We start from the raw sequence: 22,806 nt of genomic DNA, 5'->3' as shown, positions 1-22,806 counted from the left end.
TAAAGGTACCGATTATGTGGTCACGACTAGAACCCTACAGATCGTCGATTATTTTATTAGTTGCTCTGGTGATTGGCGGCTTATTAGGTATTTATGCCCCATCGTTTGCAAGTAAACTCCAGCCAATAGGTCAGATATTCTTAAACCTGTTATTTATGATTATTGTGCCGCTGGTGGGGATCAGCGTCATGTCTTCGATCGCCAGTATGACCGACCTGAAAAGGCTGGGGCGTATTATGGCGATTATCTTTATTGTTTCGATCGCGATGGCCTTTATTCCGGCGGCCGGGATCGTCGCGCTGGCGCTCTGGTATAACCCGGCGCAGGGCGTCACTATCGATCTCTCGCAGTCGGTGCAGGCGGGCAGCGGCAAGATGGATTTTGTCAGCATGATCACCACCAGCGACTTTATTGGGCTGTTCTCTAAGTCCAATATTCTGGCACTGATCGTGATGGCGATCATCGCCGGTGTGGCGATTGGCCAGTCGGATCAGGCCGGTAAACGTATTGCGTCGCTGCTGGAAGACGCCAATACCGTGATTATGAAGATCGTTTCGATCATTATGAAGGTCGCGCCGATTGGTCTGGGCTGCTACTTCGCCGCCACCATGGCCAGTCAGGACTCTGCACTACTGTTAACCTTTGCCCGTGCCATCGGCCTGTTTATGGTTGCCACGCTGGTCTATTTTGTTTTTGGCTCGATTCTCTATTCGTATATTGGCGGCGGTATTCCGGCGGTCAAAGCCTTCTGGCGTAACGCGATTGAACCGTCTGCAACTGCGCTGGGGACCTGCTCTTCGCTGGGGACGCTCCCGGTGACGCTGCGTGCCGGTAAGGCGATGGGGATTAACCCGGAAATCGTTGATGTTTCCATTCCGCTGCTGGTTAACCTGAACAAAGGCGGTGTGGCGATGATTGCCGCGCTGAAAATCGTCTTTATCTATTCCGTGCTGGGCATGGAATTCACCACCGAAACCTTCTTCCTGACGATGCTGATTGCGGTGCTCTCCGCCATTATCGTTGGAGGCGTGCCGGGCGGGGCGTTCCTCGGTGAAATCTTTATCGTTACCACGCTGGGCCTGCCGATGGAAGCAATCCCGATGCTGGTGGTGCTGGGCACCATTACCGATGCGCCGGCCACACTGATTAACGTTATCCATGATTTGAATGCGGCGCAGATTGTTGAACGGTTCGCTGGAAAAAAGCAGACCAACACTGAAATAAACTCTACTGCTGCGGTGGTATAGGTTTCACACGGATTAAGAACAGGAGATGTTATGAAAGACGCAATGAAGCTTGAGACGCAACTGGTTGTTGCTGGTCGTGACAAACGCTACACCCAGGGAGCGGTGAATCCGGTTATCCAACGTGCCTCTTCACTGGTATTTGATACCGTGAAGGACAAGAAATTTGCTACCGCCAATCGCGCGAACGGCGAGCTGTTTTACGGTCGTCGCGGAACCTATACCCACTTTGCCTTCCAGAAGGCAATGAGCGAACTGGAAGGTGGCGTTGGCTGCGCGCTGTACCCATGTGGTGCTGCGGCGGTGACCAACGCGATTCTGGCGTTTGTTCAGGGGGGCGATCATATCCTGATGACCGGCGCGGCCTACGAGCCAACCCAGGATTTTTGCAATAAGATCCTGAGTAAATTCAATGTGGAAACAACGTATTACGATCCGCTGATTGGTGCAGGTATCGTCGATCTTCTGCGTCCGGAAACGAAGGTTGTATTCCTTGAGTCACCAAGTTCTATCACTATGGAAGTCCAGGACGTGCCGGGGATGGTGAAGGCTATCCGCGCGGTGAATCCGGAGATTGTCATTATGATCGACAACACCTGGGCGGCGGGCGTGCTGTTCAAAGCGCTGGATTATGGCGTGGATATTTCCATTCAGGCGGGAACGAAGTACACCATCGGTCATTCGGACGGCATGCTGGGCACGGCGGTGTCTAACGCTCGTTGTTGGGATCGTCTGCGCGAGAACTCCTATCTGATGGGGCAAACGCTGGATGCCGATACCGCCTACAACGGCAGCCGCGGATTGCGTACCCTGGCGGTACGCCTTAAGCAGCATCAGGAAAGCAGTATCCATATTGCTCGCTGGCTGTCGGCAAGACCGGAAGTGGCGCGGGTGAACCATCCGGCGTTACCGGAATGTCCGGGCCATGAGTATTTTCAGCGTGATTTTACCGGAAGCTCAGGCCTGTTCTCATTTGTGCTGAAAAAGAGACTGACCGACGAACAGATGGCGAATTTCCTCGATAATTTCTCGCTGTTCCATATGGCCTATTCGTGGGGTGGATTTGAGTCTCTCATTCTGGCGAACCAGCCGGAAGAGCTGAACAGCATCCGCCCGGCTGGAGAGGTGGATTTCAGCGGCACGCTGGTCAGGGTGCATATTGGCCTGGAGGATATTGGCGACTTGATTGCCGATCTCGAAGCGGGATTTGCACGCATTGCGTAAGGTGATGTGAGCGTAGCCGGATGCGGCGCAAGCGCCTTATCCGGCCTACATAGTTGTCGTAGGCCGGATAAGCGGGCAGGTTAGTTTTCAGTGACTAACGTCGTTGCCTCATGTTGGCGTACCCGTTTGAGTAAGCCTGCCAGCGTGAACACGACAGCGATCCCCGCCGCAACCGCCAGCAGATGAAACGAAATCCTGCCGCCGTTAAACCATAACCAACGCCCAATTTCGACAGAAACCGCCATCACCGTCAGGATCACCATATTCAGCGATGCCGAGACCGTTCCTTTAGGTAAGTTGTTGGAAAAAAGTGTAAAGCGGAACAGCGTCGGGAAGATCATCCCAATACCAAACGCATACAGGCTGGTTCCCAGCACTGACCACAGCCAGACGTGCGGCCACAGTAAATTGCCGACAATCAGCACTGCCAGCCCGCTCAGCTGTATAGGTGCGGCCCGCCAGATAAAGCGTGGTCGGGTCGGATCTTTCACGAAACGAACCACCACCATATTGGCGACGATCACTGCGCCAAACACCGGGGCCTGTGCCCAGGCAAACTGCGATGTAGTCATGCCGCCCGCATCAATCAGTATCACCGGTGAGACCGCCACCCAGCTCATCATCGGGATATAGCTTAGCGATAGCGTGGCTGCGCCAAACAGGAATACCCGGTTGCGGAAAACGTCGCGGAAATCACGCAGTACGCCGCGTGCACAGAACGGTACCGCGCCGCGCTGGACGGTTTCCGGCATGGCTAGCATTAACCCAATCAGGGCGATAAGCCCCATGACGGCAATGATGGCAAACAGGATCTTCCAGTGTACAAAGTGCATTAGCGCCGCTCCGGAGAGCGGGCCGATAACCGGTGCAACCAACACAATGGAAGTGATTATCGCCATTAACTTAATGGCCTTCGTTTGCCCAAACGCCTCCTGCACCGTGACATAGCCAACGGTCGCGATAAAGCAAATGCTGGTGCCCTGCACAAATCGGGCGATCAGAAATTGCGTCATTGAAGTAGTAAATAGCGTGGCAGCGCAGGCGAGGGTAAAGATTAACGCCCCCGCAATCAGCACCGGTCGGCGGCCAATCCGGTCGGAAAGCGGCCCCAGCAGCCATTGCAGCGCCATGCCGCCTGCCAGATAGAGGCTCACCGCAGCGGGCGCCAGGCTGACGTCGGCGTTGAAATCGCGTACGACATTAATGATGCCGGGCTGAATCAAGTCCGTCGACAGATAGGCGGCGAAATCATACAAAATCAACGCAATAGGAAAAAATAGCGTCGTGGCGCGTTGGGAGAAAAACGCGAGAATCCGTTGCATAAAACAGCTCCTTGTCGGGAGAAAACCCTCAACGGGAATAGCGAAATTCAATACCGTCTTTGAGACGTCAGGCCGATGACAGAATAAAAGCAGACTGCAAATGTACTGAATTTCATGTAATCAAAAACGCTGCCTGCGTGAAGCGCAAACAGGAGAAACGCTCACTAACGCGGGGTCAGAAAACGTAACGATTACAGGTAACAATCAGCACATCGCACCTCAGGAAGAGTAAGTTGAACGGGTAATAACCATCCGCAGTGTAATGCGGATTGGATATTAATTAAACGAGTTTATCCTGTTTATGTGTAGAAAATCGCACCGCAAATCAGACTACGATGCTCTGCAAAAACCGCAGCGCGATAGCACAGCCGAAGATAATCAATACACCGCCAGCGATACGCTCTACCCACAAGATCCCTCTGGTTAACCGCCGCTGGATCTGCGGTAAACCGATGAACATCACGATCAGCAGATCCCAGCACAGCACCACGCTGGTCATCCAGATCCCGCTCATGGTTTGTTGTAGCAGCGTCACCGACGGGCCGAGCAGGGCGGTCATTAGCGCCAGATAGAACAGTGCATTTTTTGGGTTAAGCAGTGACGAACCCAATCCCAGCAGCAGCTGTTTACCAAATCCTGGGCAGGTAGACCGGGCATCTGCTCCGGTCAGAGTTTGCGGGCGGCTGCGTATCAGCAGGCTGCCTATCCACAATAAATAGAGCGCGCCCAGCAGCTCAATAATGGTAAACAGCAGGGGAAGCTGGCGCAGGATCCCCCAACCGATAATTGCCAGCAGGATATATAGCCCATTGCCGACGGCGATACCCACGCACAGCCCGGTGCTGCCGCGCATCCGGTATCGTACGGCATAACCGACCAGTAAAAAGAAGTCCGGACCGGGGCTGAGTAGTGCGACAAAATGTGCCAGCGCCAGCGCGGGAAAAGCAGACGGAAAAAGTACAGAAAGCAGCGACATAGCGACCTCAGACAATGAATCTGAGATCACCGTACGCCTGACGCAGCGCTAATTATTGTCTGTTATTGATCGCCCCAACGCGTACTGGCGCGGTGTGGCGGCGGTGTAGCGAACAAAGGTGCGATGGAAATGGCTCTGGTCGGCAAACCCGCTCTGATAGCCGACATCGGCAATTTCGTCCCCGGCCCGCAGCAGCTGGCGGGCATAGTCAATCCGTATGATGTTCAGATAACTTCCTGGCGTCAGCCCGGTGTCCTGCTTAAAAGCGCGGATCAGCGTCTCTTTACGCATGTGACACTCATGTGCCAGCTCATCGAGTGAGGGCGGAGCCTGCAGGTTGGTCTGCAACCGTTCGCGCAGATACTGGCTGGCGGCGCTTAGGTTTTCCGGTGCTACCGATTGCAATGGCAGCGAACGCAGCAATGCTTGCGCGGCATCCGTTACCCGCGTCGTTTGCCGTTGCTGCATAAGTGCCACGAGGTTTACATAGTGCTGGAACAATTGCCGATCGCGGATAACACGATCGCGCGTGCAAAGCCGCTGATTGTTGTTCTGCGCAGGCAGATGGGCAAGGCACCACCGGGCATCAAGATAAAGCATGTGATAGCTGCGAAACTGTCCGTTAACAGGATTACAGCTGTGAGGTGCCAGCGGTGGGATCACAATCAGATCGCCCACCTGCAGATGGTATTCCTTGCCATCGCACAGGCAGCACGTTTCCCCCTCGAGAATTGCCCCAATCGAGAGCTGAGAGTGGTGATGCCGCTTATAGGCCTGCTGGCTTTGCCAGGTGCTGCGCAGTTCCAGCCACGGGAGCTGTTCATCACGCCAGAACGATTGTGGAATATCCCGGGTGTGCGTCACATCGCGTCCTCCCTGAAAGTAATGATTCGTTATAGCACAGGCCGAGTGGTGAAAAAGTGGGAATGTGCATTGAGATAGCGATTCTGCGTGACGGGTTCCAGACAAATGCAGAAGTTACATAGGGACGTTTTTATCCCGGAAATCGTCTCGCAAACAGAGAAAGTTGCAGGTGAGGGTGTAGCTTCCTTATGGGGCTTGTTGAGCAAATTGTTTCCCTGCTACTTACTGGAGTGACTAATGACAGCCAGATAAAGACGCTGTTTAATTATATTTTGCAAACTGGCGATGCACCTCGCTTCAGTGAGTTTATTCGTGGGGTTGCTGAACGTTCACCGCAGCATAAGGAGCATTTAATGACGATCGCAGACAGATTGCATGAGGCTGGATTTCAAAAAGGGTGACTTGAGGGTCTGCAAGAGGGCCAGCAAAAAGGTAAGCAGGAAGGTAAACAAGAAGGTTTAATTGAGGGGCGACGTACTGAGGCGGTGCGCATTGCCCGCACCATGCTGGCCGACGGTACTGATCTCAGCACGGTGCAAAAAATTACCCGACTTTCCGTTGAAGATATTCAGGGCGTAAGCCATTAGAAATGACTTAATCCGTGCTATCGCCAGCCCGGTAGCACCGGGCGGTCTGATTTACTCTATCGCCACCTTTACCGCCTCGCCGAGCTTCTGCATCACTTCCCGATGCTTCTCGTTTGGCGGCAACGCGCAGTTGATGCGTACGCAGTTGCGATACTTTCCTGATGCGGAGAACAGCGAACCCGGTGCAACCTGGATTTTGAGGCGACAGAGCTGCTTAGCGACACAGACCATATCGACCTGGTGCGGCAGCTCAACCCACAGCATAAAGCCGCCTTTTGGTCGGGTGACGCAGATCCCGCAGGGGAAGTATTCCCGTACCCAACAGGTGTAGATCTCCATATTGCGCTGGTAGATCTGACGCATACGGCGAACATGCCGATGATAATGCCCCTCACGCACGAAAGCGGCGGCCGCCAGCTGCGTAGCAGGAACGTTAGTGCCGATGACGGCATATTTCATATGCAGAAATTTATCGTGATAACGACCGGGAATAACCCAACCGACGCGCAACCCCGGCGCCACGGATTTGGTAAATGAACTGCACAGTAGCACCCGACCATCGCTGTCCCAGGAGTGTATTGTGCGCGGACGGGGATATTCCGTGGCAAGCTCTCCGTACACATCATCTTCAAAAATAACAATATCGTGCTGCTGGGCGAGGGCGAGCACCGCCCGTTTACGCGCATCCGGCATAATAAATCCGAGGGGATTATTGCAGTTAGGAACCAGAATCACCCCTTTAATCGGCCACTGATCCAGCGCCAGTTCCAGCGCTTCAATGCTGATCCCTGTATCCGGATCGGTTGGGATCTCTATAACTTTGATCCCTAATCCGCGTAGCAGCTGCATCGTGCCGTAATAGGCGGGCGATTCTACGGCGACGATATCTCCTGGCTGGCAGACTGCCAGCAGCGCCAGTGACATCCCGCTCTGACTCCCGCTGGTGATCACAATATCATCCGCATTGATGACCGAACCTCCGTCCAGCATGAGCCGGGCAATTTGTTGACGCAATTCGCGACAGCCTGGTAATTCATCGTAGCCCAGAACCGCCTTGAGATTATGCTGCGCCACGCGACTTAGCTCGCGCCAGAGCGGCTTCAGGCTGGGTTGATTGATATCGGGCACGCCACTGCTAAAAGGGATTATCGATTTGTCTGCATGACCTGCAAGCATGTCCAGCACCTGATCCCACTGGGTTATCTCCACTGGACGCTGGACCGGTCGCGACATCAGCGGCACCGGAGGCTGCGCTTTTTGCGGCGCGACAAAGTAGCCGGAACGTGGCTGGGGGGTGATCAACTGACGCTGTTCCAGCGTCTGATACGCCTGCTGAACGGTGCTGATGCTGACCCCGTGCTCCTGGCTCAGGCTGCGTACCGAAGGCAGTTTTTCGCCATGGCGATACAGCCCTTGCTCAATGCGTTCGGCCAGCAGATTGGCCAGATGTTGGTAACGGGTCATGCTGTATCCCTCATGGGTACCATACAGATTAAAAAACCAGTACAGATTGGCGTAGTTAATGCGATGCAGAATCCTTTTTAACCAATCTGTATGTTAAAGAAAAGTACTTTGTGAGTCTGTATTGTGCCTGGCCAAATCCGTGAAGATAAAGCCTCTGGCAAGACGGGGAGGCAAGGTATGGAATTTCACGAAAATAAAGCAAAGCAGCCGTTTATTGGATTTGTGCAGATCTGGCGGGCATACAAGGCGTGGCGACTGCGAGCGCAAACGCGGCGCCTGTTGCAACAGATGAGCGACGAGCGGCTGCGGGACGTCGGGCTGCGACGCGATCAGGTGGAGTGATTTTCTTTCATCGACAGAGGCTGGGGTTATCGCCCGGCCTCTTTTGTATTCATGGTATTTATCAATTCATGCTTCTGAATGATGTGTTTCTTGATACTTACCCTGATAAGTATTATTTTCTTCTCAGCGATGAGGGGAAGGATACATGACTGAAGATGAACTGTTTGCCCGCCGCCCGATGGGGATGCGCATGGCAATGGTGGTGCGCCAGTGGCGGGCCATTATTGATGCAGCCATCACCGACACTGGCCTGACGCAGTCAAGCTGGACGGTACTGATGCAGCTGTATCAACTGGGAGACAACGTCTCGGTCAGTGAACTGGCGGAGGTGCAGGGTATTGAACTGCCGCCGCTTATGCGCACTCTCTCACAGCTGGAAAAGCACGGCTATCTGTTGCGTTCCACATCGCCTTATGACAAACGCATTCGCCTGCTCACGCTGACCGAGCAAGGCCGCGCAAGGCTGGAAGAACTAAACCGGGTGATTGAGAACTACCAACATCGCGTCACGTGTACCATCCCCGAAGCGGAGCTTGCCGCCTTCAGCTCGACCTTAAATCAACTCGCCTGCAATTTGCGGACAATCCGCGAAGAAGACAATCAACACTAAAAAACTATGATGACCCCAGAACAAAAATTTGCCCGTTGGGTAAGGGTGAGTATTGCCGCTTTCCTGGTTATATTCGCCTGGTTTATCGTTGCCGATATCTGGATCCCGCTAACACCGGACTCCACGGTGATGCGTGTGGTAACGCCTGTTTCCTCACGCGTATCCGGCTACGTCTCGCAGGTGCATGTACATAACAATAGCCAGGTGAAAAAGGGCGATTTGCTGTACGAACTGGATCCGACGCCATTTATCAATAAGGTCGAGGCTGCGCAAATCGCCCTTGAGCAGGCAAAGCTGAGCAACCAACAGCTGGATGCGCAGATCGCCTCTGTGCGTGCCAACCTGCGCACCGCGCAATTCAACGCCCGGAACGACAAGACCACCTTTGACCGCTATCAGCGCCTGAGCGCCATGCAGAACGTGTCGCAAGCCGATCTCGACAAGGTGCGCACCGCCTGGCAAACCAGCGAGCAGTCGGTGTCGGCGCTCAATGCCAGTATTCAGAACCTGCTGATCCAACGTGGCGAGCGCGATGAAAACCGCAACGTGACGCTGCAAAAATACCGTAACGCGCTGGAAGAGGCGCAACTGAACCTCGGCTGGAGCAAAGTATATGCACAGACCGACGGCACGGTGAGCAACCTCCAGCTTAGCCCCGGACTTTACGCCACTGCCGCCACGCCGCTACTGGCGCTGGTCAGCCACCAGACCGATATCGTGGCCGACTTTCGCGAGAAAAGCCTGCGCCACACCCGGGTGGATACCGATGCCGCCGTAGTGTTCGACGCCATGCCGGGCAAGGTTTTCTCTGCCCGCGTCACCAGCAGCGATGCCGGTATTCTGGCGGGTCAGGAGCAGGTTAACGGCCAACTGTCGCAACCAGAACAGTCTACCCGCTGGGTGCGCGACGCCCAGCGTATGCGTATTCACGTCGCGCTGAACGAACCGCTCGACACGCCGTTGCCGACCGGGGCACGCGCCACGGTACAGCTGTACAACAGCGAGGGGATGTTCGCCCGCACCTTTGCCGGAGCGCAGATCCATCTCGTTAGCTGGCTGCATTATGTCTATTAACACCCTGGCTCACGTCTTTACGCCGCACGGGAATATTGTCTACACCGCCAATGATTTTCGCCAGACCCTGCGTATCTCGGTTGCCGGGACAATCGCGCTGAGTATCTCGACCTTTTATAACGTGCAGTACGGCGTGTTTTTTGTGGTTTATCCGCTGATGCTGTTGTCGCTGGTGCCGGTGTTCAACCGCCATGTGGCCAAGCAATTTGTGTTCAGTGCGGCGGTGAACTGCGTTGAAATGGTACTGATTGTCGGCTATCTCTCACAATGGCCGCTGATTATGACGCTGGTGGTATTTGGCCTGTACGTGATGCGTTTTCGTTTGATGAGCAAAGGACCGCTGTTTCTGTTCGGCTCAATGGGCGTGGTGTGCCAGAGCACGATGCTCAACTTTATGAGCTATCCCACCACCAACTGGCATACGCTGATGTTCTCCAATATGGAAGCCTGCGTCATGGCGGTGGCGCTAAGCGCGTTGCTGCATTATCTGATCCCGGACGTGGAACCCCGCCAGCCGCCGCCGCGCATTGAGAAAGATGACGCCCGGGTGCGCCACGAGTCGCTGCTTTCCGGTTCGGTGGCGACAATGACTTTTGTGGTCTTCCAGATCTGCGATTTGAGTGATTCGCTGTCGGCGCTGATGGCGGGCATTTTGATCCTGTTTCCGATGCATTATCGCGGCGCGGTGTTGAGCTCTCTCTGGCGCGTGGTCGGCGTGGTTCTGGCTTGTCTGTACATTCTGCTGGTGCAACTGCTGGTGTATGATTTCAGCAACCACATGGTGCTGATGATGCCGCTGATTGGCCTTGGACTGGCGTTCAGCGCCCGCCTGCACGTGATGGAAAAAGTCGGTGCGGGCGTGGGTTTTGCCAGTATCACCACCATCGGCATTATGTTCGGCCAGAACCTGCATCCGGACAGCGATCTGGTGTTCAGCGATCTCTATCGCATCACTTCCGTTACCGTCGCGCTGCTGGCCACGTTAACGATGGTATTTCTGGTGCACCGCGTTTTGAACTGCTTTGCGGCGACACGATTTGTGATCACCGAGTGAGTGGCTGGAATGCCGGATGGCGGCTGCGCCTTATCCGGCCTACGGGAAGCGGAATTTCCAGGCCCGGTAAGCGCAGCGCCACCGGGCATCAGGGCGGTTATTTCTGCCTGAGCGACTTCGCCGAAATCACGTCGATAAACTCCTGTACCTGCTGTTGCTTACGCGCGGACAGCTTGCACACCCGACGCAGCGACTGCAATAACGCCGGTTCTTCCGGCTCCGGCAGTTTTGCCGTCAGCACGATGCAGCCTGGCATTACTCTGACATCGAATGGGGTTCCGGTGGTAAAACCGGCGGCTTCCAGCCACTGGCCTTTCATAATAATTGCCGGAACATGCGTGTAATCCGGATAACGACTCGCATAGCTGACGGTACCCAGACGATTATTTGCCGGGGAGACTTCTGGATCGGTGAATTCTGCAATAGAATGCGGGGTAGTCATGGTCTCTATTCCTTTTCAATAGGGATTGTGATGAGCGAGGCGCTCGTGTTGCAGCACGGGCGTCTTGCGTTAAATAACACCTGTAAATTTACCCAGTAAATAAAAATAAAGCCAGCTGAAAATAGACAAAAATAAAAACGTTACTGGAAATATTGATGGGGTAATTAATTTGATGGGAAATATAAAACAGGCCGGATAAATAGAGCGCCATCCGGCCATAAAAATTAATACACTGTATTAATGTGGTGCTGCTTAAAATTCTCCGCCTGCGACAGCACGCCCATATACACATCGTCATTCGCCACTGGCGGGAACTTGTGTTTATGCAGCAGCAGGATCAGCTCCACCTTCAGTTTCGCTTTAATATCATCACGCTTGCTCCAGTCGGGGTACTTTGACGTGTTATCGACTACTGCCTTCATCTCTTTCGCCAGCGCCAGCATCTTGTCTTCTTCGTAGGTGAACTGATACTTATCGCGCATATGCGCCAGAATGTCGTAAAAGGCTTTCTCTTCGATATCAATCCCCATCTCGGCGTAAGTGCCCATTTCGGTTTTAATATCGTAGATAATATCGGTCATCTCCTGGCTGAAATGATCGAACTCTTCACCGTTGAGGACGTCATCTTCCCGGCGCTCGTTATATTTATCCATGATGGACTGGAAACGACGAGTGAAATTGATCCCCTGTAACTGGTTAACCTTTTTAAAGTCGCTGATGGCTTTTTCCAGCAGCTTTTGCAGCAGCTGGATTTTGGTGGCCGGCAGTTTGATCTTATTAATGCGCGCCAGATAATCGTCGTCGAAAATATCGATCGATTCCGCTTTCTTGTCGCCAAGGAAAAACAGCTCTTCCACGCCGTCGGCTTTCAGCGCCTCGGCGATCATCTCGCGTACGCGGGCATTCATTTGCGTGACGTCCGGCGCATCGCCTTTGGTCAGTTTGAAGACAATGGAGCGCACGGCAATATAGAAATGGATATGGTCGCGCTCGGCCTGCGACAGCGCCTCGCTGCCGCAGCAAACGTCATAGGCCGCTTTCAGACGCTTCACCAGCCCCATAAAGCGGCGTTCAAGCTTCTGGGTACGCATCACAAATTCTGCTGCGTTGTTCAGGCAGGCTAACTGCGCCTGCGGTTCTCCTGTGAAGTAAGCCCGGCTGTCGAAATCGTGGAACACCTGTGTGAGCAGATCGAGATGATTTTTCACCTCAATCACTGACTGTTGGATATCTTCAAAGTTAGTGGCATCGATGCGGGAATACATCGCCAGCGCCTGGTTCATCTGGCGCTTAATGCCGATATAGTCGACGACCAGCCCTTTGCTTTTGCCTTCCAGCTTGCGGTTAACGCGGGAGATGGTCTGGATCAGGTTATGCTTTTGCAGCGGCTTATCGATATAAATGGTGTCCAGCTCCGGTACGTCGAACCCGGTCAGCCACATGTCCACCACGATGGCGATTTTGAAATTCGACTTCGCGTTTTTGAACTGTTTATCCAGCTCTTTACGGTACTCTTTACTGCCCAGCAGATCGTACAGTTTGCCGTCGTCATCTTTGCCGCGCGTCATCACCATCTTCACCATCTCAGAAGGCGGCAGCTCTTTTTCCTCTTGCTCCGTCAGCTCAACCCCATCCGGGGCCTGCTTAACCTCAAACCACGCCGGACGAAAGTCTTTCAACTGACGATAGAAATCCCAGGCAATTTCGCGGCTGGCACAGACAAACATCGCCTTGCCTTTCACCGTTGAGCCTTCGGTGACACGTTTTTCATAGTGTTTCGCGAAGTCTTCCGCCAGCGCTTTCAGGCGGTCTTCATCGCCGAGGATGGCGTTCATGGTGGCGCTGGCTTTTTTGCTCTCGTCGATTTGCCACTCGTTGGTGCCCGCGTCAGCGCACTCTGCGTAGTACTTTTCCACCTCTTCCAGCTTGCGGGCATCGAGGATGACCTTTGCCGCCCGGCCTTCGTAGACGATGCGTACCGTGATCTCATCCTGCACGGATTCGGTCATGGTGTAGCTGTCGACGATGTGGCCAAAGACCTCCATCGTGGCGTCGATAGGGGTGCCGGTAAAACCAACGTAGGTGGCCTGCGGCAGCGAATCGTGCAGATATTTGGCGAAACCGTAGGTTTTGCGCACCTTGCCGCTCTCTTTATCGACGATCACTTTCTGATCGAGGTTGACCTGGCTGCGGTGCGCTTCGTCGGAAATACAGATGATATTGCTGCGCCCGGAGAGCAGTTCGGTGTCTTCGGTAAACTTATGGATGGTGGTCAGGAAGACGCCGCCGCTGTTGCGACCGGCCAGTTTCTCCCGCAGATCCTCGCGGCTGGTGACGGGCACTACGGTGTCGTCGCCAATATAGTTTTTGGCATTGCACATCTGCGCCGAGAGCTGATCGTCCAGATCGGTGCGGTCGGTGATCAGCACGATCGTCGGGCTGGCGAACTCGACGCTTTTCATCAGCAGACGGGTTAAGAACTGCATGGTGTAGCTCTTGCCGCAGCCGGTTGCGCCAAAGTAGGTGCCGCCCTTGCCGTCGCCGAAAGGTTTACGCGCCCGTTCAATGCTGTAGTACAGCTTGCGCGCCGCGTAATACTGCGGGTAGCGGCAGCAAATTTTCACTTCATGTTTGGCTTTATCCGGGAAGCAGATAAAGTTTTTGATCACGTCCAGCAGGCGGACCGGATGAAACAACCCCTGAATCATCGAGTGCAGGGACGGGATGCCGTCCTGCTCGCGGTTTTCATTGCCGGTGACTTTGCGCCAGGAGTAGAAATACTCATACGGCGCAAACAGGTTACCCATGCGGTTATTGACGCCGTCGCTGATAATGCACAGCGCGTTATAAACAAACAGCTGTGGAATATCGCGACGATAGCGGGTGCAGAGCTGTTTATACGCATCGCCAATATTGGCTTCCTGCTCGCGCACCGCGCTTTTAAATTCAAACACCACTAACGGCAGGCCGTTGATATACAGGATCGCGTCCGGTATGCGCGACTGGTTTTCTTTGCCGGTGATGGTCAGCTGATTGACGATTTTCACCCGGTTCAGCGACTGGGTAAGATGATAACTTGCCGGTGTTTCCGCGGCCTGTTGCAGCGGAAACTCTTCGGTATCGAACAGTTCACGCAGCGCGGCGGGCAGGTGCCGGGTGTCGAGCAATTCGATATAGAGATCTTTTTGCTGGCGATCGTCGCGTTTAAACAGGAAACCGTTGGCCAGCCAGGCGCAGAAGGTTTTATTACTTTCATAGAGATCGGAAGCGGGCAGGGTGGTGAACTGTTTGATCAGCCGCTGGATCTCCTCTTCGGTGATACCGTCGGCCTGATAACGTGCGGCGAGGTAGTGGCGAAGATCGTCTTCGATAATCACCTGATCGAGGCTGGAACGCGGCATATTGTCGCCGATCAGGTGCTGATAGCCCTGATCCTGTAACAGTTCAATTATCGCCTGTTCTAACTTCGCTTCACTGAATGAGAGATGCATATCCCGCTCCGGCCCTGGCTGGTTTTCTGGTAAGGGTTCCTGTAACAGAGAAAACCTTAACAGAAAGCCCCTGATTTTTCAGGGGCAAAATGCGTTATGCGGGTTCGGTTTGGTTGGCTAAGTTTGGTAGATCCTCCAGGGACAGCTCGCCGGAGATGAGTTTGGGGAGCAGGGTGTCTCGGAGGTTAATTAAGTTTATATTCGCTTTTTTCGTTTCAATTATTTTATTATAAGCTGGTGCTAGATAACTATTAATAAATAAATCCATGATCTTATCGTTATTTGGCATTATGAAACTAATAAATTCTAGTTCTTTAAAAGTTATTTGTGGGAAAGTACCAGATCTTAACTCAGCAATTCGTTGTAATTTTTTAGTATTATCTTCAAGTGTTATAATAAAATATGGAAGCAAAGGATTTATTTCATTTTTTGCACGTAATACCATTAGCTTTGTTGATACGACATAATCATCTGATTCAAAATGAATAAAGGCGTATCTTTTATTTTCTGGCCTAATTTCACTAAAGAGTATATCACCTTTTTTTATCGATTTTTTAGCTTGACCTGGTAATCCTTCTGTCTTGGAGTAGTTTTGGTGTAGGAAAGATCCTTTTTCAATGTCACCAGTATTAAGGAATATGACCTTATCTGTTTTGCTCAATGGGAATGTAATTGAGACACTTTCGACGAGATCATGCATTGACTTAGTTTGCCAGCCTTTCGGTACCCAGCCCAGCTCTGTTTCTTCAAATTCAGCCGGGAACAGTGCACGAATATCCGCCGGAAGTGGTGTGAAATCTGCACTATTGCGTACTTTTTGACGCAGTTCGGCGCGAGATTGCAGCGCTTCCGGGATTGGGCTTCCCGCATCCAGCGCGTTATCAATCACCGGGTCGAAATCCACAAACCAGGATTTGAACAGGGCTTGGGATATTTTTTCCAGGGTCTGATTGATTTGGTTATTGAGGTTTATTTTTTTATCTAAAATATAAAGTATTTTACTAATAGAAGTTTGGTTAGAAAAATCTGGGAAATAAAATTCAAGATCTAAAATATCACCAACTTTAATGCTGGGTTGGGCTGCACCACGATCGAGGTTACGTAAAGTGCCAAGATTAAACTTCAGTAAATAATAAAGATATTTATTAGAAAAGCCTTCTTTACAACGAAGTCCAATCGTATTTTGAATAATGGCACAAGTATCATTTGGCGTAATTGCTACTTGCCCGTAGCCGTTTCCAACAAGGGTTAGCAGTACATCATCAGGTTCTAGGTACTTTCTCAAAAAATTGTCGTAGGTGTTTTGGTTAATAAAACGTCTAGCCATGGATAAGTCAATTACTCCTTGGCTTTTGATTAATACATTATCTATTACAGGTATTCCAACTTCAGTATAGTTTTCCGGATTTCGACCACGATTATCAATTACTTGCTCAATTACGTCGGCCAGTCGCGTCAGTGTCCAATTACTCACCATATCCCAATACCTCCATATTGGAACGAATCGCTTGATCCAGTGCAGTCGCTTCATCCAGTTGTTTATAAAGGGTTTGAGTCAATGCATACATCTTGGTTTCAAAGGCGATACCATCATCCTCCGCATCAGCGGCCTCCACGTAGCGGCCCGGGGTCAGCACGTAGTCGTTAGCCTTCATCTCTTCAATGGTCGCGACTTTGCAGAACCCGGCCTGATCTTCGTATTGCGCCAGCTTGCTGTCACCGCGCTTCACGCGCTCGGCCAGCTCTTTCGGCGTGCTGCGCCATGCATGGTAGGTATCGGCGATGGTGGCGATATCGTCAGCCGTCAGCTCTTTGGTGGTGCGGTTCATCATGGTGCCGAGGTTACGTGCGTCGATAAACAGCGTTTCGCCCTGACGGTTGCGGTAGCCTTTGGCCGGATCGGCTGCCTTCGATTTGGTCATAAACCACAGACACACCGGGATCTGGGTGGTGTAGAACAGCTGGCCGGGCAGGGCGATCATGCAGTCGATCAGATCGTTTTCGATCATCTGCGCGCGGATCTCGCCTTCGCCGCTGGTGTTGGAACTCATCGAGCCGTTCGCCAGCACAAAACCGGCGGTGCCGCTGGCCGACAGCTTGGAGAGCATATGCAAAATCCAGCCGTAGTTGGCGTTACCGGTCGGCGGCGTGCGGTAGCCAGCAAAGCGCGGGTCTTTGGTCAGCTCGGCGTCGTTACGCCAGTCTTTCAGGTTAAACGGCGGGTTGGCCAGAATATAGTCGGCTTTCAGATCCGGATGCTGGTCGCTGAAGAAGGTATCCGCCGGGCGCTCGCCGAGGTTGGCGGAGAGGCCGCGAATGGCGAGGTTCATCTTCGCCAGCTTGTAGGTGGTGGCCGTCAGCTCCTGGCCGTACAGCGCGATATCGCGGCTTTTCCCCTGATGGCTTTCAACAAACTTCACCGACTGGACAAACATCCCCGCCGAGCCGCAGCAGGGGTCATAAATTTTTCCCTGGAACGGTTCGAGCATTTCGGTCAGCAGCGTGACCACGCATTTTGGCGTATAGAATTCACCGCCGCCTTTGCCTTCGGTAGCCGCAAACTTGCCGAGGAAGTATTCGTATACGCGACCGACCAGGTCTTCTTTCGACAGCGCTTCCACGTCGGTTTCATGGGCCAGCGTTTCGATGTTGTCGATGGTATCGATCAGCGACGCCAGCTTTTTGGTTTCCAGATTCTGACGGCTGAAATAGTTGTCCGGCAGCGCGCCTTTCAGCGTCGGGTTGCGCTTCTCAATGGTCGAGAGGGCGGTATCAATGCGCACGGCAATATCATCCTGCTTGGCGTGCTGCTTGATGAACGACCAGCGCGCCTCTTCCGGCAGATAGAAGATGTTGTCCTGCTGATAGAAGACTTCCATTTCGAGGAAATCACCCTGGCCCTCGTCTTTCATCTTCTGACGGCGGGCTTCAAACTTATCGCTGATAAATTTGAGGAACACGAGGCTCAACACCACGTGTTTGTACTCGGAGGATTCAACGCTGCCGCGAAGCTGGTTCGCGGTATCCCATAATGTGTCTTCAAAGCCTTTCTTTGCTTTGGCTTTTTTCGTTGGTGCTTTGGCCATGATGAACTCAATCAGGAAAAATTTGGGGGCTATTGTAGCGATAAAAGCGGCGAAATTCGCCCCCCTCACTCAATCTCCAGCTCATCAAACAGCGGTAAATCCACATTCTGCAACGCTTAACACGGATCGCTTTTTCGTGCCGGTGGCGCTTTTCCTGGCCTGGTTTGTCCGGCATCGGTGATGCGATAGCTCATGCCTTTACGGTTAACCATCCTCTGCCGGATGGCGGCTGCGCCTTATCCGGCCTACTAAAGTTCATCCTATCAACAGCAAATGTGATGTTATTTCTAACAATTTCGCTATAATCATAAGATAATTGTAGATACATTTTTGTATATACAATTAGGGATGAAATACATGCCAATAGAGTTTGAATGGGATGCAAACAAGGCACAAAGTAACCTGAGGAATCATTATGAACATGGTTAAGCATAAACGCGGCAGTGTATCCGCGCTGAGTGCTCAGCATGAGGCTGAACTGAAAGCGCTGGCAAATAAATTGGATGATGATATCGATTACAGTGACATTCTCGTGACCGAAGATAAGCAGTGGTCAGAGGCCACACGCGGTAAGTTTTTCCGTCCCTTAAAAACACAGGCCTCGGTGCGTATTGATGCCGATGTGATGGAGTGGCTGAAACGTCCAGGAAAAGGATATCAGACGCGCCTTAATGCCATTTTGCGCGAAGCGATGCTGCGCGAGCAAAATAAGAAATAGTCAGAATATACTGGGGCAGTGAGTGCCGGATGGCGGCTGCGCCTTATCCGGCCTACGAAAAATCTACTTCTTCAACCCCGCAAACGCGGCTCTGATCTCGTCTTCCGGCAGATTAATACCGATAAACACCAGTTGGCTGTACGGTTGTTCGTCGCCCCACGGGCGGTCCCAGTCGGCGCTGTACAGGCGCTGGACGCCCTGGAACAGTAGGCGATTTGGCTCGCCTTCAATCCACAGCATACCTTTGTAGCGCAGCAGCTTCTCAGCGGATTCCAGCAGCAGATTTTCCATCACTCGGGACACGTCGCTGATGTTCACCGGGTAATCCAGCTCGACGACGATCGAGGAGATATCGTTTTGCTTGTCGGCGATAAAGTGGAAGCGCGGTTTGGCGCTGACCACGTTTTCTTCCAGCATGAAACCGTTGGTGTCGAACAGCAGAGAGAGGTCGATATCGCCATGCGTGACGGTATACACCGGGGCGCGGGCGTTGATGCGCGCCAGGCGCTCACGCAGTTTTTCGCTTTCACCTGCTACGTCGGTTTTGGTCAGCAGGATGCGGTCGGCGTAGCCCACCTGAGACTGGGCAATGGTGAACTGGTTCATCTGCTCGTCGGCATGCACCGCGTCAACCAGCGCAATCACGCCGTCCAGCAGGTAGCGTTCGCAAATTACTTCATGGGAGAAAAAGGTCTGAATAATCGGGCCGGGATCGGCCATGCCGGTGCATTCGATCACCAGACGGTCGAAATTTATGGTGCCTTTGTCGAGGTTGTCGAGCAGATCGAGCAACGCGTCTTCCAGTTCGCTCGAACGGGTGCAGCAGATGCAGCCGTTGGTCAGGGTTTTGATCTGTGTTGCGCGATCGCCAATCAGCTGATCGTCCACCGAGACTTCGCCGAATTCGTTTTCGATAACGGCAATCTTGTAACCGTGCTGCTCGTTGAGAATATGGCGCAGCAGGGTGGTTTTACCCGCGCCAAGAAAACCGGTGAGTAGGGTAACTGCAATCGGGGTCATTCACTTCTCCTTCTAACAGCAACTGCTTCCGCCGCTACCGTAGCGGGCTTCCTGGCGCTCGCGGAAGAATTCTTCGTAGGTCATGTACGGCTTATCGGGATGGTTGGTCTTCATGTGCTCGACGTAGTTGTCGTAGTCCGGAATGCCAATCAGCATCTTTGCCGCCTGACCGAGATATTTTTTTGCCTGACCTAAAGTACCAAACATTCTGCCGTCCTGTTAATGAATAAAGCCGGATGGCGGCTTGCGCCTTATCCGGCCTACATACTGCACATTTTGTAGGCCGGATAAGCGCAGCGCCATCCGGCAATTACGGCTTAATGATGTGAAGAGGTTTTCACACCGCCTTCCGGCACCGGTACATACGGTGTCTCTTTATCAGAGCGACCGTTGATGGTACGGGCTTTCTGCCAGGTACGGAACCCGTAGAAAATGATGCTGTACACCACCACCAGGAACAGAATACTCAGGCCTGCGTTGGTGTAGTTGTTGATGACGATATGATTCATGTTGGCAATCTGCTGAGCGGTCAGTTCGCCGCCGTTAGCAATCTTCTCTTTGTACTGATTCGCCATGAAGAAGAAGCCTTCCATCTGCGGGTTGGTGCTGAACAGTTTCAGACCCAGCGCCCAGGTGGTGCAGATAAGCAGCCATACTGCCGGAACCACGGTAACCCAGATGTATTTGGTGCGTTGCATTTTAACCAGCACCACGGTGCCGAGAACCAGCGCCACGGCAGCCAGCATCTGGTTAGAGATACCGAACAGCGGCCACAGGCTCTTAACGCCGCCCAGCGGGTCAACAACACCTTGATACAGCAGGTAACCCCACAGGCCTACGCAGCCCGCAGTACCAATGATACCCGCAACCAGAGAGTCGGTTTTCTTCAGGAACGGAACGAAGTTACCCAGTAAATCTTGCAGCATAAAGCGGCCAGAACGGGTACCGGCGTCCAGTGCGGTCAGGATGAACAGCGCTTCGAACAGGATACCGAAGTGGTACCAGAAGCCCATGTCAGCCATCGGCAGCACTTTATGGAACACGTGGGCGATACCAACGGCCAGCGTCGGTGCGCCACCTGCGCGGTTCAGAACAGACGGCTCGCCGATGTCTTTCGCGGTTTGCAGGATCTGCTCAGGCGAAATCACAAAACCCCAGGAGCTGACGGTTGCCGCTGCGTGTGCGGTAACGTCTTTCAACTGCGCCATAATCAGCGGGGCGTTCTCACCGCTCATTTCATGCAGGTTCGGCATGGTGATGCCAAGGCCCGCAGGCGGGGTGTTCATTGCGAAGTACAGACCCGGTTCGATGATGGACGCAGCAACCAGCGCCATAATCGCCACGAAGGATTCCATCAGCATCGCGCCGTAACCAATGAAACGCGCGTCGGTTTCACAGGCCAGCAGCTTCGGTGTAGTACCGGAAGCGATCAGCGCGTGGAAGCCAGATACCGCACCACACGCGATGGTGATGAACAGGAACGGGAACAGAGCGCCTTTCCACAGCGGGCCAGTACCATCAACGTACTGGGTCATCGCCGGCATTTTCAGTTCCGGGTTGAGAATAACAATCCCCACCGCCAGACCGACGATAACGCCGATTTTCAGGAAGGTAGCCAGATAGTCGCGCGGGGCAAGGATCAGCCATACCGGCAGCAGCGCAGAGATAAACGCGTAACCGATCAGGGTGAAGGTAATGGTGGTGTCTTTAAAGGTCAGCGCCGGGCCCCAGTACGGGTCGTGCGCAATCACGCCGCCGAAGTAGATGGAGGCAACCAGCAACACAATACCAATCACCGACACTTCGCCCACGCGTCCTGGGCGCAGGAATCGCATGTAGATCCCCATGAACAGCGCGATAGGTACGGTTGAGCAGACGGTGAACACACCCCACGGGCTTTCAGCCAGTGCTTTCACCACGATCAACGCCAGTACCGCGAGGATGATGATCATGATTAAGAAGCAGCCGAACAGCGCAATGGTTCCCGGCACCGGGCCCATCTCTTCTTTGATCATCTCACCCAGAGATGCGCCGTTACGGCGAGAAGAGATAAACAGCACCATGAAGTCCTGTACCGCACCGGCCAACACTACGCCCGCCAGCAGCCACAGCGTACCAGGCAGGTAGCCCATCTGCGCGGCCAGTACCGGCCCAACCAGCGGACCTGCACCTGCGATAGCAGCAAAGTGGTGACCAAACAACACGTTACGGTTGGTTGGAACGTAGTTCAGACCATCATTATTGATGACCGCCGGCGTGGCGCGCGTCGGGTCAAGTTTCATCACCTTTTGGGCGATGTACAAACTGTAGTAACGATAAGCCACCAGATAAACAGAAACTGAGGCGACCACGATCCACAGGGCACTGATGTGCTCACCCCGACGTAATGCCACTACCGAGAGGCAGAATGCACCGATGATTCCGAGAATCACCCAGGGTATGTGCTTGAATATCTTTTTCGTATCCATAGTAAAACCTGGTATCTAATTAATAATTGGCCGAAGCCGCGTGGGTTTGATCTTGTGTTTGAGGAGGTTATTTGACTGCTATGTTGGGGGGATCTTGCCAGAGAATTACGCGCGTAAAGTAAGGTAAATAAGTGAGCGGTTGTATGTCAGCTTAAGCGGTCCCAAGTGTCAGCGAGCGGTTTTAATATGGGGGGTAGACCGGTAATTATGTGATTAAAATCACATAATTACCGGTATGAGGTTCACGCGACTGGAGTGGACGCCTGTATTTGAGTGGCTATAAGGTAGAGGTAGTAGGCGAAAATGGCGATAACCACGGTATAAAAGGTACATCGTTCAGTTTTGCCAACCGCGTTTTTACTCATGTGGCTCAGGAAGTCAAATAGGGCCCATATCACGATCAACATCGCAGAAAAATATAGGCCGACTCCCGCCATGCGAAATTCGCTATAGGGAAGCATTGCCAGCGTAAGCCCGAAAAGTGTACCAAACGTGGCTGCGGTAATGGATTTTCCCAATTCATTGAATTTAAATAAAAATCTTTCATAGATAAAAGCAGATTTTTCTTTTTTTGAATCGAATACACCACATAGCCTGAGTAAAATTACAGTAAATAACGCATCTATAATGAGCAGAAACATGATGCTTTTAGGTGCGATGCTCTCCATTAAGATGCCTGAAATCTCCGGGATAAGGAGCTTTGGCACTATGGGGGTCATTAATCCTAAAATGCCTCCCAGCAGTAAGAAGGGAGCAGCATTAGATAATAAATCGAAAAATTTCTTTTTCACAAAGGGACTTCCTTGTTTTAGAGGCGGGT

The 22,806-nt window shown here is 52.7% G+C and carries 19 protein-coding genes and 1 pseudogene; 8 read left to right on the top strand and 12 right to left on the bottom strand.

Annotation, left to right across the window (positions count from 1 at the left end):
- Positions 1 to 14: 14 nt before the first annotated feature.
- Together OGV89_RS15865 and metC are read left to right on the top strand one after the other, a co-directional pair.
- Positions 15 to 1,247: a dicarboxylate/amino acid:cation symporter gene (locus tag OGV89_RS15865; RefSeq protein ID WP_003019196.1), complete on the top strand. Its 1,233-nt coding sequence runs from the start codon at positions 15 to 17 to the stop codon at positions 1,245 to 1,247.
- A 30-nt stretch (positions 1,248 to 1,277) separates the two neighbouring features.
- Entirely contained in the window at positions 1,278 to 2,468 is a 1,191-nt protein-coding gene (metC, locus tag OGV89_RS15860) for a cystathionine beta-lyase (protein ID WP_003019195.1), read from the top strand.
- Positions 2,469 to 2,548: 80 nt separating this feature from the next.
- Here metC and mdtM read toward each other — a convergent pair whose 3' ends face one another.
- The 3 genes from mdtM to OGV89_RS15845 all read right to left on the bottom strand — a co-directional run bounded on the left by mdtM (position 2,549) and on the right by OGV89_RS15845 (position 5,630).
- The gene (gene mdtM, locus OGV89_RS15855) at positions 2,549 to 3,790 is read right to left on the bottom strand and encodes a multidrug efflux MFS transporter MdtM (protein WP_286558914.1); all 1,242 of its coding nucleotides are present in this window, start codon (positions 3,788 to 3,790) and stop codon (positions 2,549 to 2,551) included.
- Positions 3,791 to 4,115: 325 nt separating this feature from the next.
- Complete coding sequence (locus tag OGV89_RS15850) at positions 4,116 to 4,766, bottom strand: LysE family translocator (RefSeq protein WP_003845599.1); 651 nt, start codon at positions 4,764 to 4,766, stop codon at positions 4,116 to 4,118.
- Between the two features lie 48 nt (positions 4,767 to 4,814).
- Entirely contained in the window at positions 4,815 to 5,630 is an 816-nt protein-coding gene (locus tag OGV89_RS15845; protein WP_286558913.1) for an AraC family transcriptional regulator, read from the bottom strand.
- A gap of 185 nt (positions 5,631 to 5,815) precedes the next feature.
- Between OGV89_RS15845 and OGV89_RS15840 the strand changes: the two are divergent.
- Positions 5,816 to 6,217: pseudogene (locus OGV89_RS15840) on the top strand (Rpn/YhgA-type helix-turn-helix domain-containing protein); the annotation flags it as partial.
- A gap of 51 nt (positions 6,218 to 6,268) precedes the next feature.
- Here the strand turns inward: OGV89_RS15840 and OGV89_RS15835 are convergent.
- Positions 6,269 to 7,681 (bottom strand): aminotransferase-like domain-containing protein, encoded by a 1,413-nt coding sequence (locus OGV89_RS15835; protein WP_286558912.1) that lies wholly within the window; start codon positions 7,679 to 7,681, stop codon positions 6,269 to 6,271.
- Positions 7,682 to 7,858: 177 nt separating this feature from the next.
- Between OGV89_RS15835 and OGV89_RS15830 the strand changes: the two genes are divergently transcribed.
- The 4 genes from OGV89_RS15830 to OGV89_RS15815 all read left to right on the top strand — a co-directional run bounded on the left by OGV89_RS15830 (position 7,859) and on the right by OGV89_RS15815 (position 10,761).
- Positions 7,859 to 8,023 (top strand): DUF1127 domain-containing protein, encoded by a 165-nt coding sequence (locus tag OGV89_RS15830; RefSeq protein WP_286558910.1) that lies wholly within the window; start codon positions 7,859 to 7,861, stop codon positions 8,021 to 8,023.
- A 145-nt stretch (positions 8,024 to 8,168) separates the two neighbouring features.
- Positions 8,169 to 8,633, top strand: a complete 465-nt coding sequence (locus OGV89_RS15825; protein ID WP_003019178.1) for a MarR family winged helix-turn-helix transcriptional regulator — start codon at positions 8,169 to 8,171, stop codon at positions 8,631 to 8,633.
- A gap of 6 nt (positions 8,634 to 8,639) precedes the next feature.
- The gene (locus OGV89_RS15820) at positions 8,640 to 9,707 is read left to right on the top strand and encodes an HlyD family secretion protein (RefSeq protein WP_003837201.1); all 1,068 of its coding nucleotides are present in this window, start codon (positions 8,640 to 8,642) and stop codon (positions 9,705 to 9,707) included.
- A complete protein-coding gene (locus OGV89_RS15815) occupies positions 9,697 to 10,761 on the top strand; it encodes a DUF2955 domain-containing protein (protein WP_106107552.1) in 1,065 nt (354 codons plus the stop codon). The genes OGV89_RS15820 and OGV89_RS15815 overlap by 11 nt, the downstream gene beginning before the upstream one ends.
- A gap of 97 nt (positions 10,762 to 10,858) precedes the next feature.
- On the opposite strand, the gene symE is transcribed toward OGV89_RS15815, so the two are convergent.
- The 4 genes from symE to OGV89_RS15795 form a co-directional block, all read right to left on the bottom strand.
- The gene (symE, locus tag OGV89_RS15810; protein WP_106107551.1) at positions 10,859 to 11,203 is read right to left on the bottom strand and encodes an endoribonuclease SymE; all 345 of its coding nucleotides are present in this window, start codon (positions 11,201 to 11,203) and stop codon (positions 10,859 to 10,861) included.
- A 224-nt stretch (positions 11,204 to 11,427) separates the two neighbouring features.
- Positions 11,428 to 14,694: a type I restriction endonuclease subunit R gene (locus OGV89_RS15805; protein ID WP_286558907.1), complete on the bottom strand. Its 3,267-nt coding sequence runs from the start codon at positions 14,692 to 14,694 to the stop codon at positions 11,428 to 11,430.
- 94 nt (positions 14,695 to 14,788) lie between these two features.
- The gene (locus tag OGV89_RS15800) at positions 14,789 to 16,171 is read right to left on the bottom strand and encodes a restriction endonuclease subunit S (RefSeq protein ID WP_003845606.1); all 1,383 of its coding nucleotides are present in this window, start codon (positions 16,169 to 16,171) and stop codon (positions 14,789 to 14,791) included.
- A complete protein-coding gene (locus OGV89_RS15795; protein ID WP_003845607.1) occupies positions 16,161 to 17,780 on the bottom strand; it encodes a type I restriction-modification system subunit M in 1,620 nt (539 codons plus the stop codon). The genes OGV89_RS15800 and OGV89_RS15795 overlap by 11 nt, the downstream gene beginning before the upstream one ends.
- A 415-nt stretch (positions 17,781 to 18,195) precedes the next feature.
- On the opposite strand from OGV89_RS15795, the gene OGV89_RS15790 reads away from it, so the two are divergent.
- Positions 18,196 to 18,498, top strand: coding sequence for a BrnA antitoxin family protein (locus tag OGV89_RS15790; RefSeq protein WP_003845608.1), 303 nt, complete (start codon positions 18,196 to 18,198; stop codon positions 18,496 to 18,498).
- A 63-nt stretch (positions 18,499 to 18,561) separates the two neighbouring features.
- Here the strand turns inward: OGV89_RS15790 and yjiA are convergent, their stop codons facing one another.
- From yjiA to OGV89_RS15770, 4 genes are all read right to left on the bottom strand, one after another.
- Positions 18,562 to 19,518, bottom strand: a complete 957-nt coding sequence (gene yjiA / locus OGV89_RS15785; protein ID WP_003837219.1) for a GTPase — start codon at positions 19,516 to 19,518, stop codon at positions 18,562 to 18,564.
- A gap of 12 nt (positions 19,519 to 19,530) precedes the next feature.
- Entirely contained in the window at positions 19,531 to 19,725 is a 195-nt protein-coding gene (locus tag OGV89_RS15780; RefSeq protein ID WP_003830038.1) for a YbdD/YjiX family protein, read from the bottom strand.
- A gap of 110 nt (positions 19,726 to 19,835) precedes the next feature.
- The gene (gene btsT, locus OGV89_RS15775; RefSeq protein WP_003845609.1) at positions 19,836 to 21,986 is read right to left on the bottom strand and encodes a pyruvate/proton symporter BtsT; all 2,151 of its coding nucleotides are present in this window, start codon (positions 21,984 to 21,986) and stop codon (positions 19,836 to 19,838) included.
- 242 nt (positions 21,987 to 22,228) lie between these two features.
- Complete coding sequence (locus tag OGV89_RS15770) at positions 22,229 to 22,777, bottom strand: hypothetical protein (RefSeq protein ID WP_003845610.1); 549 nt, start codon at positions 22,775 to 22,777, stop codon at positions 22,229 to 22,231.
- Positions 22,778 to 22,806: the final 29 nt, after the last annotated feature.

The sequence above is a fragment of the Citrobacter sp. Cf125 genome, assembly GCF_030333935.1.
Classification (GTDB): domain Bacteria; phylum Pseudomonadota; class Gammaproteobacteria; order Enterobacterales; family Enterobacteriaceae; genus Citrobacter; species Citrobacter freundii.
This window is presented reverse-complemented; position numbering and strand designations above follow the sequence as displayed.